16 protein-coding genes are annotated in these 18,575 nt (G+C 40.7%); 3 read left to right on the forward strand and 13 right to left on the reverse strand.

The genetic code is table 11. The features are described 5' to 3' along the window. The first annotated feature begins 20 nt into the window (after positions 1-20). Entirely contained in the window at positions 21-566 is a 546-nt protein-coding gene (locus GNT69_RS01030) for a phage holin family protein (protein WP_203553091.1), read from the forward strand. 75 nt (positions 567-641) lie between these two features. Here the strand turns inward: GNT69_RS01030 and GNT69_RS01035 are convergent, their stop codons facing one another. The 13 genes from GNT69_RS01035 to GNT69_RS01095 all read right to left on the reverse strand — a co-directional run bounded on the left by GNT69_RS01035 (position 642) and on the right by GNT69_RS01095 (position 16,479). Then, a complete protein-coding gene (locus GNT69_RS01035; protein ID WP_203553092.1) occupies positions 642-1,976 on the reverse strand; it encodes a PcsB-like coiled-coil domain-containing protein in 1,335 nt (444 codons plus the stop codon). Positions 1,977-2,042: 66 nt separating this feature from the next. Next, positions 2,043-2,939 carry a permease-like cell division protein FtsX gene (gene ftsX / locus GNT69_RS01040; RefSeq protein ID WP_203553093.1) on the reverse strand — a complete coding sequence of 299 codons (897 nt, stop codon included), beginning with the start codon at positions 2,937-2,939 and terminating at the stop codon, positions 2,043-2,045. Further along, complete coding sequence (ftsE, locus tag GNT69_RS01045) at positions 2,929-3,615, reverse strand: cell division ATP-binding protein FtsE (RefSeq protein WP_203553094.1); 687 nt, start codon at positions 3,613-3,615, stop codon at positions 2,929-2,931. The genes ftsX and ftsE overlap by 11 nt, the downstream gene beginning before the upstream one ends. A gap of 444 nt (positions 3,616-4,059) precedes the next feature. Beyond that, positions 4,060-4,383 carry a cytochrome c551 gene (gene cccB, locus GNT69_RS01050; RefSeq protein ID WP_203553095.1) on the reverse strand — a complete coding sequence of 108 codons (324 nt, stop codon included), beginning with the start codon at positions 4,381-4,383 and terminating at the stop codon, positions 4,060-4,062. A gap of 51 nt (positions 4,384-4,434) precedes the next feature. Next, positions 4,435-5,253: a YitT family protein gene (locus tag GNT69_RS01055; protein ID WP_203553925.1), complete on the reverse strand. Its 819-nt coding sequence runs from the start codon at positions 5,251-5,253 to the stop codon at positions 4,435-4,437. 786 nt (positions 5,254-6,039) lie between these two features. After that, positions 6,040-7,147, reverse strand: a protein-coding gene (prfB, locus tag GNT69_RS01060) for a peptide chain release factor 2 (protein WP_203553096.1) whose coding sequence is annotated in 2 segments (ribosomal slippage) — positions 6,040-7,074 and positions 7,076-7,147 — 1,107 coding nt in all. Because the reading frame shifts where the segments join, the coding sequence is not laid out codon by codon here. Positions 7,148-7,251: 104 nt separating this feature from the next. After that, positions 7,252-9,765, reverse strand: coding sequence for a preprotein translocase subunit SecA (secA, locus tag GNT69_RS01065; RefSeq protein ID WP_203553097.1), 2,514 nt, complete (start codon positions 9,763-9,765; stop codon positions 7,252-7,254). Positions 9,766-9,952: 187 nt separating this feature from the next. Continuing rightward, entirely contained in the window at positions 9,953-10,501 is a 549-nt protein-coding gene (hpf, locus tag GNT69_RS01070) for a ribosome hibernation-promoting factor, HPF/YfiA family (RefSeq protein ID WP_203553098.1), read from the reverse strand. A 199-nt stretch (positions 10,502-10,700) separates the two neighbouring features. Continuing rightward, positions 10,701-11,414 carry a ComF family protein gene (locus GNT69_RS01075; protein WP_203553099.1) on the reverse strand — a complete coding sequence of 238 codons (714 nt, stop codon included), beginning with the start codon at positions 11,412-11,414 and terminating at the stop codon, positions 10,701-10,703. After that, positions 11,398-12,948 (reverse strand): ATP-dependent helicase ComFA, encoded by a 1,551-nt coding sequence (locus GNT69_RS01080; protein WP_239093981.1) that lies wholly within the window; start codon positions 12,946-12,948, stop codon positions 11,398-11,400. The genes GNT69_RS01075 and GNT69_RS01080 overlap by 17 nt, the downstream gene beginning before the upstream one ends. Positions 12,949-13,118: 170 nt before the next feature. After that, entirely contained in the window at positions 13,119-13,964 is an 846-nt protein-coding gene (locus tag GNT69_RS01085) for a DegV family protein (RefSeq protein WP_203553100.1), read from the reverse strand. A 640-nt stretch (positions 13,965-14,604) separates the two neighbouring features. Continuing rightward, complete coding sequence (locus GNT69_RS01090; protein WP_239093982.1) at positions 14,605-15,291, reverse strand: response regulator transcription factor; 687 nt, start codon at positions 15,289-15,291, stop codon at positions 14,605-14,607. Between the two features lie 45 nt (positions 15,292-15,336). Then, positions 15,337-16,479 carry a sensor histidine kinase gene (locus GNT69_RS01095; RefSeq protein ID WP_203553928.1) on the reverse strand — a complete coding sequence of 381 codons (1,143 nt, stop codon included), beginning with the start codon at positions 16,477-16,479 and terminating at the stop codon, positions 15,337-15,339. A gap of 315 nt (positions 16,480-16,794) precedes the next feature. Between GNT69_RS01095 and GNT69_RS01100 the strand changes: the two genes are divergently transcribed. Together GNT69_RS01100 and GNT69_RS01105 are read left to right on the forward strand one after the other, a co-directional pair. Beyond that, positions 16,795-17,433 carry a YigZ family protein gene (locus tag GNT69_RS01100; RefSeq protein WP_203553101.1) on the forward strand — a complete coding sequence of 213 codons (639 nt, stop codon included), beginning with the start codon at positions 16,795-16,797 and terminating at the stop codon, positions 17,431-17,433. 94 nt (positions 17,434-17,527) lie between these two features. Continuing rightward, positions 17,528-18,553, forward strand: a complete 1,026-nt coding sequence (locus GNT69_RS01105) for an LCP family protein (protein WP_343206435.1) — start codon at positions 17,528-17,530, stop codon at positions 18,551-18,553. Positions 18,554-18,575: the final 22 nt, after the last annotated feature.

An 18,575-nucleotide genomic window follows, 5' to 3' on the forward strand; every position in this document is an offset into this window, starting at 1 on the left:
GAATTTTGGAGGTGAGAATCTTGGATTTACTTGATTTTTTGCATGAAAATTATTATATGCTTGTCCCAGCACTCTGGGTAATTGGCTATGCAGTTAAACAAACACCAAACATCCCAGACTGGTCAACTATATGGATTTTATTAGCCTTTTCAATTGGATTTGGTACCTTCGCTTTTGGTTTTACTGTAGATGCAATTATTAATGGAATCATTGCCGCAGGTGTAGCAGTCCTAGGTCACCAAATGTTCAAGCAAACACGTGAAGGAAATAGAATGAGGAAAATGATGATTGAAATGGAACAAAAGGAGAAAATGGCGCCAATTGAGGATAAAAGTTCTGAAGCGTCTAAAACGAATGTCAATGAATTGCCTAAAGGCGAAGAAGAAACACGTATCAATGAAACACCTAAAGGCGAGGAAGCTCCTACTGTCAACGAAGCACCTAAATTTGATGAAACTACTAGCATGATTATGGTACCAAAAGTAGAGTTAGAACCAATTATTAGTGAAGAGCCTGCAGTCGATAACGGAGAATCAGCTAACCAAAACAAACCTGAAGGTACATGAAAGACAGATGGATCCCATTCTCCAAGGCAATAGAATAGGTAAAGGGAAGAGACAGTCTGTCTCTTCCCTTTTTCTTTAAGGTAAATATTGCAAAGGATTTACTGCATTTCCTTTATTGGCCGTCCACGGTCCTCTATGAAGCTCAAAGTGCAAATGTTGACCAAATGAGTGACCGGTGTTCCCCATCGTCCCGATTCGCTCACCTTTTTTCACGGCAGCACCAGCGCTAACCATGCGATTGCTTAAATGAGCATATACGGTCGTATAAACTTGTCCATTAATTGAATGCGAAATGAAAATCGCATTTCCATAACTAGGAGAATAATAGGAACGAATGACGACACCGTCAGCCGCCGCAACGATTGGTACATTCGGGCCACTCTTCGCGATATCAATTCCATGGTGATAGCCTAATGAACGATGTCCAAACCCAGAAGAAACATACCCAGAGGCAGGCCATGTAAAGGCACCACTAGAGACGGGCGGTGCTGTTGATACCGCAGGTGAACCTCCGCCTGTATTGCCACTACTGTTGTTACTGCTATTATTACTGCTTGACTGCTTTTGTGCCGCTGCCGCTGCCGCAGCTGCTGCTGCAGCCTGAGCGGCTCGTTGGCGTTCACGTTCGAGTTCAGCTTGCCTTTCTTGTTCCATTTTAATCGCATTCTGAATCGCTGCTTCTTGCGCTGCAAGGATTGCTTCCTCTTCTTCAGCAGCAAGCTTTTCAGCCCCAAGCTGTTCTTCTTCTTTTTCTAACGTTTCCATCAGTTTGTTTTTCTCAGTAATTTGGCTGTCTAGTTCAGCCTTCAACGTTTCTAGTTCCTTTTTCATTTCTTGGAGCTTAGCAAGTTTTCCTTCTACTTCTGTTTGCTTCGCTTCAAGTTCATCTTTGTCTTTTTGATGTTGTTCTAATATATCCCTATCTGCCTGGACAATTGTTGCTACGGCACTGACACGGTCAATAAAGTCACTAAAACTTTGGGCACCAAAAAGAACATCTATATAGTTAATCGTCCCACCGTTCTCTTGGAACGAAACCGCTCGATCTTTCAGCAACTCATTTCTTTTTTCAATCCGATCCTGAAGAATATCGATTTCTTTTTCTAGTTTTTCAATTTCCTTTTGTGTCTGTTCAATTTCCGCATTCTTTTCATTCAACTTGTTTGTCGCATCTACGACAGCTAGGTCTAATCTTTTAATTTCCGAGGCAACCGTCACTTGCTCATCTTTTAGTTCTTCAATCTTTGATTCTTTTTCTTTAATATCAGACTGCAAACTAGAGCGTTCTTTATTAAGATTCTCTTGTTTTCTTTGTAAATCTGATAGTCCTTCTGCGTTAACAGCTCCAACAAGGAATGAACTTAAACTTAAAGCACCAACTAATGCTAGTGAGAGTATCTGTTTTTTCACTAATCCTAACTCCTCTCGTTCTTCTTGTATGTAGGTATAGGAAGAGATCAACCCTTCCTATTTAAATCAAACTTTTAAAAATTTACGTACAGACATGAGACTTCCCCAAACGCCAATTGCGGCCCCTAGTAGGAGAAGAACAGCCGATAATTGATAAACAAATGGATTAAATTCTAAAATTTTAATAAAATGATTGTTTGGTATTTTCAATTGAATAAGATCGTATAAATAGTAGTAAGAAGTTGCAACGACGGCAATTGGGGTCAATGCTCCAAGAATGCCAAGCCATAGTCCTTCAAGGAAGAATGGCCACCTGATAAATGAATTGGTCGCTCCAACAAGCCTCATAATTTCAATTTCATGCCGGCGTGCCAATATTGTAATTTTAATTGTGTTAGAAATTAGGAACATCGCTGTAAATAACAGGCCAATGATTAAAATCAGGCCAACATTACGACTCACATCGATAAACTTAAACAGCGGTTCAACGGTTCCTTGTCCATACTTCACACTAGAAACGTAATTAAATTGCTCGATTTGATCAGCAACCTGAATCGTATCGGCAGGTTGCTTCGCCTTTACGATAAAAACGTCCCTTAAAGGATTTTCCTGTTCAACAAGCTTAAATGCTTCCCCTTCGTCTCCAAAACTTGCAATTAAACTATCAAGTTCATTTTCTTTCGAGGAAAAATCAATACTGTCCACTTCGTTAATCTTACTGATTTCGTTTGCCAACAGCTCTCTATCTTCTTCATTCGCAGCGATATCAATATGAACGCGGATTTCCACATCTTCCTCTATTGAAGTAGCGACGCTATTTAAATTCATCATGATGACAAAGAAAACACCGACTAGTAACAGCGTCACTGTCACTGAACTGATGGAGGCTAATGTCATCCAGCCATTTCTACCTAAACTCTTAAAACTTTCTCTCACGTGGCGGCGAAAAGTTCTAGATTTCATATCCATACTCACCCTTCTGTTGGTCACGTACGATCTTCCCGCCCTCGATCGCAATGACACGATGCTTGATTGTATTCACAATCTCTTTGTTGTGGGTAGCCATGACAATTGTCGTCCCTCTTAAATTAATTTCGTGAAAAATTTTCATAATCTCCCATGATGTATCGGGATCAAGATTGCCTGTCGGCTCATCGGCGATCACCACTTTCGGTGAATTGACAATGGATCTCGCAATCGAGACACGCTGCTGTTCTCCACCGGATAGCTCTGTTGGAAGCATTCTCGCTTTATGTTTTAACCCTACAAGATCAAGGGTTTCCATCACTTGTTTTTTAATGATTGTTGGCTGCTCTTCAATTACTTCCAGCGCAAAAGCAACATTCTCAAAAACGGTTAACGTATTTAATAGTTTGAAATCTTGAAAAACCACACCAATATTTCGTCGAAATAGTGGCACTTTGTTGTTTTTTAATGTCGAAAGGTTAATCCCATTCACAGTGATCGTTCCTTGGGTCGCCCTTTCTTCGCGGTACATCATTTTAACAAAAGTAGACTTCCCAGCGCCGCTCGGCCCAACAACATAAACAAACTCACCTTGCTCTATATTTACATTAATCCCGTTTGAAGCTGTGACACCATTCGGGTATTTTTTATATACGTCTTGCATTTGAATCATAAAATCACCTAGTCCATTATTTTATCCACTCGGCTAGTTTTCGACAGAATTTGTAACCAGAAATTATTATATCATTTAGGTTTAACAATGGAACCTATTAAAATATTACAGTTTCTTTTCACAGAAATTTAAAGCGTCGATTTATTGATAAATGTGGGACGAACTGTAAAAAAGGACAGGGAGAACATTGATTTAAAGGGGAATTAATGGGTTTGAAATATTACATTTTGATTACAAAAGAATTTGGAGAAAATGTGAATCTTGTTAAATGAGTGGTGTTAACAAGCATAAATTGTCGAATACACAAGGGGAGAACGAAGTGTTTTATGACAATTAAACGACTTTCTACATGATGGGTCTTTCTATTGGCGTGGATAATTGATGAGGTAAAAAGCTTCCTGGGGAACTCTTTTCCCCAGGAACGCTATATGTAGATTCTTTCTTTTATTGATTGCTCGCTAACCATTCAGAAACGGCAGTCGCTTCTTCCCCTTGAATGATTTTAGGAGGCATTGTGCCTTGACCATTTGCAATAATGTTTTCGATTTCTTCTTGAGAGAATTTAGAACCGATGCCTGCTAATCCAGGACCAGCGCCGCCTTCAAGATTACCGCCATGACAGCTGGAACATTTTTGCTTATAAATCGTTTCTGGATCAACACTTGCCGTATCTGTACCGCCATCGCCTCCGCCGGTATCTCCGCCTCCACCACATGCTGCTAGGACTAGAGAAGCACCGAAAAGGACTGTCAACAATTTCTTTTTCATCTGAATACCCCCATTGAAATATTTTCCTTCACTCTTATGATATACCATAAATTACACTTTTTTGAAACCTTCACCTAATACTTCTGAAGCATCGGTAACGATAATAAACGCATTTGGATCAATTGATTTTACAATTTGTTTCAATTTTGTAAACTCTGTTTGATCTACTACACACATAAGAATCGGCCGTTCTTGATCTGTGTATCCGCCATATGCAGTTAGTTTTGTCATCCCGCGATCAATTTTATGCAAAATCGCTTCCCGAACTTCTTCCTGCTTACAAGTGATGACCATTGTCATCTTCGAGCGGCCGATTCCAATCTGAACGAGATCAATTGTCTTGCTTGTTACATATAAACCGATTAACGCATAAAGCCCGCGTTCAATGTCAAACACAATTGCTGCGCTAAGTACGATTAATCCATCAATGATGGCAATGCTAGTTCCGAGCGATAAGCCTGTATATTTGTTTAAAATTTGAGCGGCGAGGTCTGTTCCTCCAGTCGAGCCTTTCCCACGGAAAACAATTCCTAAGCCAAGGCCTGCTCCCATTCCGCCGAACAATGCAGCTAAAAGCGGATCTGTTGTCCACGGGTCCATATTGTTTGTTAAATAGACGATGAACGGAAGAAACAGTGTTCCAGCTAATGTTTTCATCCCGTATTGGCGGCCGCCAAGTAAAAGAACGCCTGAGATAAACAGAGGGATATTCAGTGACCATTGCACAAAAGCTGGTTCCCAGCCAAGGACATTTGCTAGGATAATACTTATCCCGCTGACCCCTCCGGAGGCGATTTGGTTCGGCAGGAGGAATAAGTTAAAAGCAAGAGCCACTAGCGCAGCTCCTATTAGTGTGTATATGTATTCCATTGCTTTCTCGAACTTCGGGTTTGTTTGCTTAGATTTGCGATTTCTCTTCAATTGACTATCCCCTTAGATGAATTTTCCAGCTGTGAGTATATCATTTGCGTAGTCCACTGTAAATGCCAGCCGGTTGCCGTAGTAAAGGGGGAAAGTAGAAATATATTATTAGTTTCTATCTTATTATGAGATGTATTCATTACTTTTGTGATTTTCTTTGTATGCGCCTTGCTAGACTTCAGATATTTATACTTTCTGTTCTCATGAAAAGAAAACCCGGGGAAATTGAACGAGGGCACTGAAAAAGTCCCTTAAATTATGCTAGGGGTTAAAACTTAGCTGTTCCGCTTTCCGCTCGCCTACGGGCCTTGCACTCCAATCAACAGAGTTCTATGACTTAGTCGTACTAAACGGGACTTATTAAAAACGGAAACGACCGATTTTATTGCTAGTACTCGGATTAAAGTAATTTTGGGCTGTTTTTTATTACTAGTACTTGGATTAAAGCAATTTTGGGCTGTTTTTTATTGCTAGTACTCGGATTATATCGGCCTTCTGACCTCATTTTATTGCTAGTACTTGGATTAACCCTTCATTTTACAGCGTTTTATTACGAGTACAGGCAATATATCATCGAAATTTGCTGTTTTTAATACGAGTACTTGGATTAAAAAACGCGTTACCAGCATTATCGCTTAAAAATCCTTCGGACTCTTCAGCCCAAATGTTCATAAAGGACCATTTTCTTCCTATTCAAAAAATCGAAAACCCCCTCCAGAAATCTGGAGGGGATTTTTATTCATAAGAAAGTTTGGATCTTAAGTAAGCATTAATGAAGACGTCGAGGTCTCCGTCCATGACGGATTGCACGCTTCCGACTTCGGTATTTGTACGATGATCTTTTACCATTGAGTATGGGTGGAACACATAGGAACGAATTTGGCTTCCCCAGCCAATTTCTTTTTGCTCGCCGCGAATTTCTGCCAGCTGCTTTTCTTTTTCCTCAATTTCTCTTTGGTAAAGCTTTGCTTTTAGCATTGTCATCGCGTGCTCGCGGTTTTTAATTTGGGAACGTTCTGTTTGACATGTCACTACGACACCTGTTGGAACATGGGTGATTCGCACAGCCGAATCTGTCGTATTAATATGCTGACCACCGGCGCCGCTAGCACGATACGTATCAATTTTCAAATCTTCCGTACGAATGTCGATATTAATATCGCCGTCGAGCTCAGGCATCACTTCGCAGGAGACAAACGATGTATGGCGGCGACCAGATGAATCAAATGGTGAAATGCGCACGAGACGATGAACGCCCTTTTCCGCCTTAAGATAGCCATACGCATTATGCCCTTTAATCGATAACGTCACACTCTTAATTCCGGCTTCATCCCCAGGAAGATAATCAAGCGTTTCAACTTTGTATCCTTTTTTCTCTGCCCATCTCGTATACATTCGTAACAGCAGCGAACCCCAGTCCTGCGATTCCGTTCCGCCCGCACCTGGATGAAGTTCGAGAATGGCATTGCTTTTGTCATATTCTTCGCTTAACAATAGCTCAAGCTCGAAATCATTCACTCGCTTAATTAGCTCTGTTAATTCGCTTTCTAATTCAGTACGAAGCTCGTCATCATTCTCTTCTTTCACAAGTTCATAATTAACCTCTAAGTCTTCAAACGTTTCACTCAATTGGTGAAACCCATCGACTTGGTCTTTTAAGGCATTTGACTCATTAATAAACGTTTGGGCCTTTTGTTGATCGTCCCAAAAATCAGGAGCAAGCATAACTTCATCGAGCTCGGCAATTCTGGCCTCCTTATTTTCGAGGTCAAAGAGACCCCCTAAAGTCCAGTAATTTCTTAGCAATTTCTTCAAGTTCATTGCGAATATCCGCTAATTCCATCAAATTCACCTCATCAAAATAGATAGTAACATTATAGCCGATTTTTTCAGTAAAAAAAATGGGCAGCGATACACTCGCTTGCCCTATTTTTAAAAAATATGCTTTTAAACGACTTTTCCATGGCAATTTTTATATTTCTTGCCGCTTCCACAATAGCAAGGATCATTGCGTCCGATGTCCATTTGCTTCACAACCGGTTTCTTTTTCGCTTTTTTCCCGTCTTCTTCCTTCGGATTTACCGCATGACCTTTTGCGACCTCTTGACGTTGGAGATTATTGCGGATTTCCGACTTCATAATGTATCGGGCCACATCAGCCTCAATCGCTTCAACCATGCTTTCAAACATTGCAAACCCTTCTGTTTGGTATTCGCGCAGCGGGTCGATTTGGCCGTATGCACGAAGATGAATTCCTTGACGTAAATGATCCATCTGATCGATGTGGTCCATCCACTTCGTATCGACACTGCGGAGAACGATGACTTTTTCAAATTCGCGCATTTGATCAGGCTCAAGCTGACTTTCTTTTTCATCGTACCGCTCTTTCACCTTCGCAAAGATTGTTTCGACAATCTCTTCCCGGTCTTTGTCTTTTAAGTCGGCGATGGTGACATCTCCTTCATAAAGAAGATTGCCTTTCACATAATCAACGAGACTTTCAAGTTTCCACTCAGATTGATCTTCACTTTCAGTCGTATGCGCATATACATTTCGTTCAATGGTTGAAACAATCATCTTTTCAATGATTTCTCTCAAGTGTTCAGCTTCAAGAACTTCATCGCGCTGCTTATAAATGATTTCCCGTTGTTGGCGAAGAACATCATCATATTGCAGCAATTGTTTCCGCGCATCAAAGTTATTGCCCTCTACACGCCTTTGCGCAGATTCGACGGCCTTGGAAACCATGCCACTTTGAATTGGCTGTGAATCATCCATTCCAAGCTTAGACATCATATTTTTCATATTATCGGAACCAAATCGGCGCATTAGTTCATCTTCCATTGATAAATAGAATTGGGTAATCCCCGGGTCCCCTTGACGACCAGAACGTCCGCGCAGCTGGTTATCAATCCGGCGACTCTCATGTCGTTCTGTTCCGATAACAGCTAGCCCGCCAACATCCCTTACGCCTTCACCGAGCTTAATATCTGTCCCACGGCCAGCCATATTTGTTGCAATGGTTACAGCACCCTTATGGCCTGCTTCAGCGATGATTTCTGCCTCACGTCCATGATTTTTCGCATTTAACACATTATGTTTGACGCCTTTTTTCGTTAAATACTTTGAAATCAGCTCCGACGTTTCAATTGCTACCGTACCAACGAGAACAGGTTGTCCTAATGCATTGCGCTGATAGATATCTTCAACTACGGCACGAAACTTCCCTTCCATCGTTGAATAAATAAGGTCGGCGCGGTCATCACGAACAATCGAACGATTGGTCGGAATAACGATGACGTTCATATTATAAATATTCCGGAATTCCTCTTCTTCTGTTTTCGCTGTTCCAGTCATCCCGGCAAGTTTTTCATACATTCGGAAATAGTTCTGGAAGGTGATCGTCGCAAGGGTCATGCTTTCGTTCTGAATTTCAAGCCCTTCTTTCGCTTCAATTGCTTGATGCAAGCCATCGCTATAACGGCGCCCCTTCATAAGACGACCTGTAAACTGGTCGACGATGACAATTTCGCTATCTTGAATGACATAATCAACGTCGATATGCATGCTGACATTGGCTTTTAACGCTTGATTAATATGATGATTTAAGGTGACATGGGTAACGTCAAACAAGTTTTCAATGCCAAAGGCCTTTTCCGATTTCGTAATCCCGCTTTCCGTCAGTTGAACGCCTTTCGTTTTTTCATCATACGTGTAATCTTCTTCTTTCTTCAACGTGCGTACAAAAGCGTTTGCTTGAATATATAAGGACGCACTTTTTGCCGCTGACCCAGAAATAATTAATGGAGTACGCGCTTCATCGATAAGGATGGAGTCGACTTCATCGATGACTGCATAATGAAGCGGACGCTGAACTTTTTGATTGCTATATAGAACCATATTGTCACGAAGATAATCAAAGCCGTATTCATTGTTCGTTCCGTACGTAATATCTGCATCGTAAGCAGCTAGTTTTTCCTCTTTATCCATACCATTGAGATTTAAACCGACAGTCAAGCCTAAAAATTCGTAAAGCTGGCCCATTTCAGTGGCGTCACGACTTGCTAAGTATTCGTTGACAGTGACGACATGAACACCTTTGCCAGTAATCGCGTTCAAGTATACAGGCATCGTTGCTGTTAACGTTTTACCTTCACCGGTCTTCATCTCGGAAATATTGCCTTCGTGAAGGGCAATCCCCCCCATTAACTGAACTTTGTATGGATATAATCCTAGAACACGGCGAGCCCCTTCACGTACGACAGCAAACGCTTCAGTAAGCAAATCAGCCGTTGATTCACCTTGCTGATACCTTGTTTTAAACTCTTCCGTTTTTCCTTGAAGCTCTTCATCCGTAAGCTTTTCGATGTCACTTGCCAAAGCATCGATTTGGTCCGCCATTTTTGAAAGTCGCTTCACTTCACGCTTATTTGAATCAAAAATTTTATTTAAAATCCCCATACAGACGCTCCTTTTTATCTTTTCTTCCTAACAGGGCATTTTTTAGCAAATAAAAAAGATTCGCTCCACATCGCAACGAATCAGCTAAAAATCCGTTTTCATCTCTATCAATTTTACCATTTACATTTAGGAGTGACAACTTGCGTAAGAAAAGAAGGTGACCCGATGGGTCACCTTCTCGTTTTATTTATTGAGCTTCGATTAAGCCATACCGGCCATCTTTACGCTTGTAAACGACGTTTGTGCTGTTTGTCTCGGCGTTTTGGAAAACGTAGAAGCTATGTCCAAGCAAGTTCATTTGCAGAATTGCTTCTTCGCTATCCATTGGTTTTAGGTCAAAACGCTTCGTACGAACTAATTCTAGGTCGTCTTCTTCTCCACCATTCCCCTCAACATCAGCGAAGATAGGGATAAAATCTTTAATACTATCTTGACCGCGGAATTTGCGGTTTACTTTTGTTTTATGCTTGCGAATTTGACGCTCTAATTTATCTGTAATTAAATCGATCGCCGCATACATATCTTCATGAACTTCTTCTGCACGGAGAACAAGATTTTTCATGGGAATGGTAATTTCCACTTTTGACTTCTTATCCGGATACACTTTTAGGTTCACGCTTACGCTCGCATTTGGTGTTTCTGTGAAATAACGCTCAAGCTTTGACACCTTTTTTTCAACATACTCTCTAATTGCTGGCGTTACCTCAATGTTTTCACCACGAATGTTATAGTTCATAAGCGATACTCCTCCTTTTTAATAGCTATGTATTTATATTTCTATTTTACCCTAAAGAACTCCTGCAATAACAGTAAAAAGATGTGACGAATTTTCGAAGTTTACCTTGTCTTCATAGTAAAAATGATAAAAAGGCAGTCGAATCGAGCCGAATAACCTTTTTATTCGTAAATAATTTCGCTTTATTTGCTGAATTTTGTCATCTAGCGACTGTAAGTGAACAGACAAGTTTCGACCCATTTTCGTTCAGGACCTTCGCCGCATGCCTCAAAGTTGAGCCTGTCGTATAAATATCGTCGACGAGTAAAATTTTTTTGCCTTGAATGAGGTTTTTTCGTTCTCGATTGATTTTAAACACTTGCGGAAGATGGATTCGGTCTGCACGAGATTTTTTTGATTGTTTTTCTGTATGAATTCTCGTGAGCATTGGTGTTGCTAGTTGTCCCGCTTGAACGATCAATGCCTCCGCCTGATTGAAGCCTCTTTCATACAATCTTTCCTCACTTAATGGAATCGGGGTGAAAAGGTCGAATGATTCGTTTTTTAGTTTTTTTGTAATCGCTTGTTTAAAAATCGAGGCGAGTACATAATCGCCGCGATACTTAAAACGAGCGATCAGCTCTTTTAAAAAATCATCATACTGATATAGAGAACAATTTTGTGTCAGCAACCCTCCCCACTCGTCACTCTCCTCCCATCTTATGCAATCATAGCAAATATTTTCCATTTTGTATTCATTATCTAATATTCGATAACAAATACGGCAAAGTTCACCGTCCAGCGGCTTTAGCTTATTTTTACAAGAAAGACAAATCACCTCCTCTTCTCGACGACAAAACAAGCTGTGCCAACTCACCTCCGGCTCAAGCATTTGGTGACAAATGAGGCAATATTGCTCACGAAAGAGATTCATTATCCAATAACCCCCTTTTCATCGCTTCCTTATTCATCGTCATAATCTGTTTTTGAGCTCGGACCATTGCTTCTGTCTTCCCAAAATGAAAAAATGTGACATCTCCCGTTGGAAATTGGGCACTTCGGCCTGCCCGACCGGAAATCTGGACGAGCGCACTTTCCGTGAAAATACGGTCTTCACTCCCAATGACGGCGACATCAATATTTGGGAAAGTGACCCCTCTTTCTAAAATCGTTGTTGTTAATAATAAGGGAATCGTTTCATTTCTCATCTTCTGAACTTTCTCTTTTCGGTTTGGGTCTTCGGCATGAACCGAGTCGATTTTCGGGTCGAGAATTTGAAATAGTGGCAGTATTTTTTCCATCGCGGCAATTTTCGGAGCAAAGATGAGCGCTTGTTTTCCGGCATCAAGTCGTTTTTTTGCCCAGCGAAACACATTTTCTGGCAGACGAGGCTTTTTTCCGGTAAGATGCTTTTGCCAATTCCCGCACCAGACAAATTTCGGAACAGGAAGTGGATGACGGTGATAGCGTGCAGGAATCGTCACAAACTCACGCTTCCCCAGGCGGCATTGGCGCTGCCATTTTTCATTCGGCGTTGCAGTTAAAAAGATAAGGGCGGACTCCGGTTTTCTTGCCTGTTTGACGGCATGCTGAAGTGTTGCATCAACGGAATAAGGAAACGCATCGACTTCGTCGACAATGATCGTATCAAAAGCGTGATAAAAGCGGAGCAATTGATGAGTGGTAGAAATCGTGAGCGGTGCATATTTATGACGATCGTCGCTGCCTCCATATAAAGAAGCGACGTCAATTTGCGGGAATGCCGCTTGAAGGCGCGGGGTTAGTTCAAGAACGACATCGGTCCTTGGTGTTGCGATACAAACCCGATCTCCGTTCTGTAAACTTCGTTCAATTCCTTTAAAAAGCACCTCCGTTTTCCCTGCTCCACAAACAGCCCATACAAGAAGCTCTTTTTTGGCAATAATCGTTTCGACAACACGATTGGATGCAACCGTTTGTCCTTGCGAAAGCTTTCCAGACCATTGCAGGATACTAGGGGGATTTGGATCTTCTTCCTTTACCAAGGGAATCCGATTTACTTTTTCAGAAAAAGTCCGTTCGCAACTGAGGTTATTTTCATCCGTAAAATGATTTGTTTCGAGGCTTTGGCGATTTTCATCTAAGGACGTATTCCATTCGGGGCTTCTCCCGTTTTCTTCTTCAGAGGGGTCACCTGTCCAGCTGACTAGTGACGTACAGCTGCTCACACGGCCCATCATTAGGCATTGTCGACAATATGTACATATTTGCTTACAGCGGGCACATGGAAACTGGGCAAACCAATAATCATCATTGACACCGCATCTTTGGCAAACATTTCCCTTTTTTGTTTGTTCAATTCCTTTTCGATACATGAGATAGCCAGTTTGAAAATGTTGGTGGATTTCTTCTTGAGGGAAAGGTAGCTCGTCAAGCAAGAGTTGTTTTCCTAGAAGATAGTTACGAAGTTCAGGGTTATATTGAGGCATTTTTGTCCTCCTAGAAGATTCAATTTTATTTTTTGAGGAAATACAAATTAGGGGATTTATGAGGGAAATAAATGGTAGATTTTCAACATAAGTAGAAGAGCTGAGCACGTCACTCCTTATAAGAGTGACGCGCTTCCACCTACTTTATTATCGCAGCTGAACGGGGCGACTTAGCTTCGTTTCACCCACCCCATCCCAAGTGAACCTTCGCCTAGGTGGGTACCAGTCACCGGTCCAAAATAGCTCAGCATAAATTCTACATTTGGAAATTGCTTTTCTAGGCTGGCTTTCCAATCTTTCGCTTCTTGCTCACGATTGGCATGAATGATGACGGCACGATACGGTTCGCCGCTACGAACATCTTCTGACAACAGCTCTGTCACGCGGTTGAGTGCACGCTTTTTTGTCCGAACTTTTTCAATCGGAACAATTTTTTTATCGACAAAATGCAAAAGCGGTTTAACTTGTAACAGGCTGCCAATAATGGCTTGTGCGCTTGACAACCGGCCACCGCGCTGCAAGTGAGTTAAATCATCAACGATGAAATAAGCACGACAAGTTTGCTTCATTTCCTCTAGTCGACTGAGGATTTCTTCAACAGGTCGCTCCTCATTAGCCATCTCCGCAGCTTCGAGCACATAAAAACCTTGGACCATGCAGCTCACTTCCGAATCAAAAGGGTAAACATTCACACCCTCAACCATATTCGCCGCTGTTACTGCCCCTTGATAGGTTCCGCTAATTCCACTCGAAAGGTGGATGCTGATTACTGCATCGTATTCCTTCCCCAACCTTTCATACAACTCAACAAATTCACCAGTTGGCGGTTGGGAAGTACTTGGCAGTTCACGCGCCGCTTTGACTTCTTCATAAAATTGATCTGCCGTAAGATCGATTTCTTCACGAAAGGATTCTGTTCCGAAGATGACACTTAAGGGAATCATGTGAATATTCAATTTTTCTTGAAGTTCTTTCGGGATGTACGCAGTACTATCCGTGACAACAGCCGTTTTCATATAGATGATTACCTACCTTTTTTGAAAGACAATATGTACATCTTCCATTTTATATGAATACCTATAAAAAAGCATTTTTGGGGAAAGAAAATATGTTTAAAAGGAAAAAAAACGGAGGCAACTTGTAACGGGTTCCGTCTTCTATCGCAAAACGCCAATTTGCATAAGAAAATGCAGTCCTATAAAATGCAGAGCAATTTGTAAGTCTAATGAGATTAAAAAAATTTTGCTTTTGATTGGGAATTTCACTCACTAAGATGTTTGCAAACCACTTTCGCCTTCTCCGAATCGATTTTTGGGTAGGTTTGAGAATAAATAGACGGAGAATTTCACGCTAATGTATATAGAGGAAGCTTAAGAAGCGGATATAAGCGGAGAATTTCCGCTTAACTGCTCTAAATAAGCCAAAATACAATGATTTTGATAAAATAAACGGAAAAACTCCGCTTATTTTCAGACTTCAATATTTAGATCTGCATATTCTTCTGCCGATATACTAAAATTGTCTATTTTCTTTAAAACTTCGCAGCGAATTCAACATTCGGTTATAAAATAGACCTCCAAATTACGATTCAATTTGAAGGTCAGTTTGTATTCCATATTTAATATTTGCAATCGTTAACGGAACCCAGCTCCGTTTTTATCTCACTTCAGCCCAGCCGTTTTTGATGGCGACAACGACTGCTTGGGTGCGATCATTCACATTCATTTTTTGTAAAATATTACTTACATGGTTTTTTACTGTTTTTTCACTAATATAAAGTGCTTCGCCAATGCCGCGATTGCTTTTCCCATCTGTTAATAGCTGGAGCACTTCACATTCACGCCGCGTTAATAAGTGAAGCGGCCGGCGAATTTCAATTGCAGACATCATTGAACCGGTGGCTTGCCCCTCTTGTTTCGATAGCCGTCTATATTCTTTAACAAGATTATGCGTGACTTTAGGGTGCAGATAGGAACCTCCATCAGCGACAATTTTAACCGCATGAATTAGTTCCTCAGCATCCATCTCTTTTAATAAATAGCCTGTTGCTCCAGTTTTCAAGGCGTGGGTTACATAGTTTTCATCATCATGAATGGAGAGAATGATGACTTTTGCCTCTGGATACTTTTCAATTAACTGACGCGTTGCATCAACACCATTCATGTCCGGCATATTAATATCCATGATGACAACATCAGGTTGATATTGTTCATACAGATTAAGCGCCTCGTTCCCGTCATCACCCTCGGCGACAACCTCAAACGACTGTTCAAAGTCAAGAATTCGCTTGACCCCTTCTCTAAAAAGCTGATGATCATCAATAATAACGATTCTCGTTATCATTTCATCGCCCCCTTCTTTATCTCGGTTTGTTCTCCGGCATGATTATTATCTTTCTAGTGGGACTTGAATTTTTACGAGCGTTCCGTTTCCAATCGACGTATCAATGAAAATTTCACCGCCGAGAAGATCGACTCGCTCCCTCATCCCAATTAGTCCAAAAGACTCTTTTTTCCTAATCGTATCGTCAAAACCTTTTCCGTCATCTTTCACATCAACATACACCATTGTATCGGTTATTTGTAGTTTCACCTCAATGACGTTTGCCTCAGCATGTTTAAAAGCGTTCTGCACCGACTCTTGAATAAGCCTGAAGAGAGCCACTTCATATTTCGCTGGTAGACGGTTATCCATTCCAATATTCGAGAAAATGATTTTAGTCGTCTTATGATAGTCTTCGATTGTTTGTAAGTATTTTCTGAGGGTAGGCACTAAACCTAAATCGTCAAGAGCCATTGGCCGTAAATCATAAATGATTCTTCTTACCTCATATAGCGCCGAACGAACCATCACTTTTAAATTGCGAATTTCCGTCATCGCCTCTTCGCCGCTGCGTTCTTTATGAATTTTTTCAATTAAATCAGAACGCATCATCACATTCGCAAGCATTTGTGCCGGGCCATCATGGATCTCACGTGAGAGCCGTTTGCGTTCATCTTCTTGAGCTTCAATGATTTTCAAGCCAAAATCCTGCTTTTGCTTCGCTGTTTCTAGCTCAGCCCCCATTTGGCGAATATCGCTCATCATATAGTTCATTACGACTGAAATTTGCGAGACAAGGTCTCCAGCCCGATCAATCGTACAATTCAAACTAACTAATCGACGCTCCAGGTCATCGCGTCTTTCTTTTAATTGCTTCTCTAGCTGTCGATTCATCGTTAATTCCATTTGCAGCTTATGGGCCATTTCATACGCTTCCCGAACTTCAACTTCTGTATATTCTTTGAAATTTTTACTTACTTCAGACAGCCGTTTGCGCGCATGGCGGACTCTATCTTCTAGTTTGTCCCCATCTTGCGTCATATCACTGCTCATTTTCTGAACTTCTGCTAACTCGTTCGTGATATCATCATAGTCATGGCGACATTGCTCGGCAATATTAAAAATTTCTTTTTTACTGTTGGCGACCGTTTCAATCATTGACTCAAGAATATGATCAAGCGTTCTAGTTTCTAGTTTTTTCAACACCATCATCAAATCCCTCCGGGGCAGTCTAATCTGTAGTTTCATTGACTGAAAGAAAGCTTATAGCCACCTAATGGGACATTCTTCTTTCCAGTGGAGATGGACTTTAGTCACAAGCACATCCATCATATCGCGAACTTAGTAAAAACATCTACAAATAGTTAACGTCAAAATTCGCGTTCGTTTGATAACCTTTTTTATTATAACATCGTTCTCGATTACATATATTAAACTTTAATTACATTCCTTTCTTCATTTGTCGGATTCTCGATGTCGAATTATAATAGAAAATAAGATTTGATTAATGAAAGGAGCGGTATCATGCTGCCCCGATATTTTACAGTGAAGGGCTATGGTGAACACGAAATCAATATTCAACGATCTCGCTTCATCGCCTACGTCGAGCGGGCGGAAACAGAAGCCGACGCTCAAGCATTCATCCAAGACATTAAAAAGAAACATTGGGATGCCACCCATAATTGCTCTGCCTACCTAATCGGTGAGCACGATCAAATTCAAAAGGCAAATGATGACGGAGAACCAAGCGGTACAGCTGGAGTCCCGATTCTTGAAGTGTTGAAAAAGAAGAAATTAAAGGACACTGTCGTTGTCATCACCCGCTACTTCGGTGGCATTAAACTCGGTGCCGGTGGGTTGATTCGCGCTTATGGAAAGGCAACTTCAGAGGGGCTGAATGCAACTGGGATCGTTGAACGGAAGTTGATGCAGATTATGCACACTAAGATCGACTATACACTGCTAGGAAAAGTAGAGAATGAACTGAGATCTTCTGTCTATTCTATAAAGGAAATTCATTATCTCGACCGAGTCGAGATTGAAACATTTGTCCAAGAGGCAGATAAGGAAAATTTCTACAATTGGATAATTGATATGACGAATGGGGTGGGGGAGATTGTTGAGGGTGATAGATTATACTTAGACGAACTGGTAAATCTTTAGCTTCCCTCAAGTAAAAGTTTTTATTAATAAACTTCAACCTATCTATTATAATTAAATTTGAAACTCTTATTTTAAAAAAACGGGGGAAAACCAAGTGGATAACAATAATGAATCTTCTAGGCATAGAAGATTAAACAATATAAAAAAACAAAAGAATCAGCGAAGAAAAAGAGTGCTATTCTTATTCTTAACAATCATTTTTCTTTCAGTCATAAGTATTACAGGCTACTTTGCTTTTCAAACTTATGTTGCTGCAACGAATTCATATGAGGAAATTGATGGGCGGGAGGCAAAATCAGACCTAAGGGAAGACCCGGTTTATATTTCCTCCGATCCTTTTTCCGTATTAATTCTAGGAATTGAGAACTATATGAATATATATGACAGAGGAAGATCCGACACTATCATGTTAGCAACTTTCAATCCGAAACAGCAAACTATGAAACTTGTAAGTGTTCCGCGCGATACGTACGTCAAAATTCCTGATTATAAATATGACAAAATTAATCACGCCTTTTCAATTGGTGGGAAAGAACGTGTAATTGCAACTATGGAAAAACTTCTGGAAATTCCAATTGATTATTATGTAACAGTTAATTTCCAAGGGTTTACAAATATTATTGATACTCTTGGTGGCGTTACTGTTGATGTCCCATTTGACTTTAATGATATAAACATGGATTGGGAACGTTTCTATTTTTATGAGGGCCCGCAAAAACTCAATGGCGAGGAAGCGCTAGTTTATGCACGTATGAGAAAACAAGATCCTAGAGGAGATTTCGGACGAAATGAGCGGCAAAGACAAATCGTATCAGGCGTAATTGAAAAAGTCTCCTCACCTGCGACCTTTTTAAAAATTGATGAAATAGTACAAGTCATATCAGAAAATATTGAAACCAATATGCGAATGAGAGAAGCATTGGCTTTCATAAAGAAATATCCCAAATTTAGCTCTTCTTCAATAGAACAAATTGAAATTAAGGGTTCTGATGAATATATTAATGGAATATATTATTTTAGGCCTGACGAGGAAAGTATTTTTTCTCTTAAAACAACACTGATGGAGCATCTTGAACTGATAAGTAATAAAGCTGAAATCAATTCGAACGAAGGAGTGTAAATTAGAAATAAACAAAGCTGCC

The organism is Bacillus sp. B15-48, from assembly GCF_016879755.1.
Lineage (GTDB): Bacteria > Bacillota > Bacilli > Bacillales > Cytobacillaceae > Mesobacillus_B.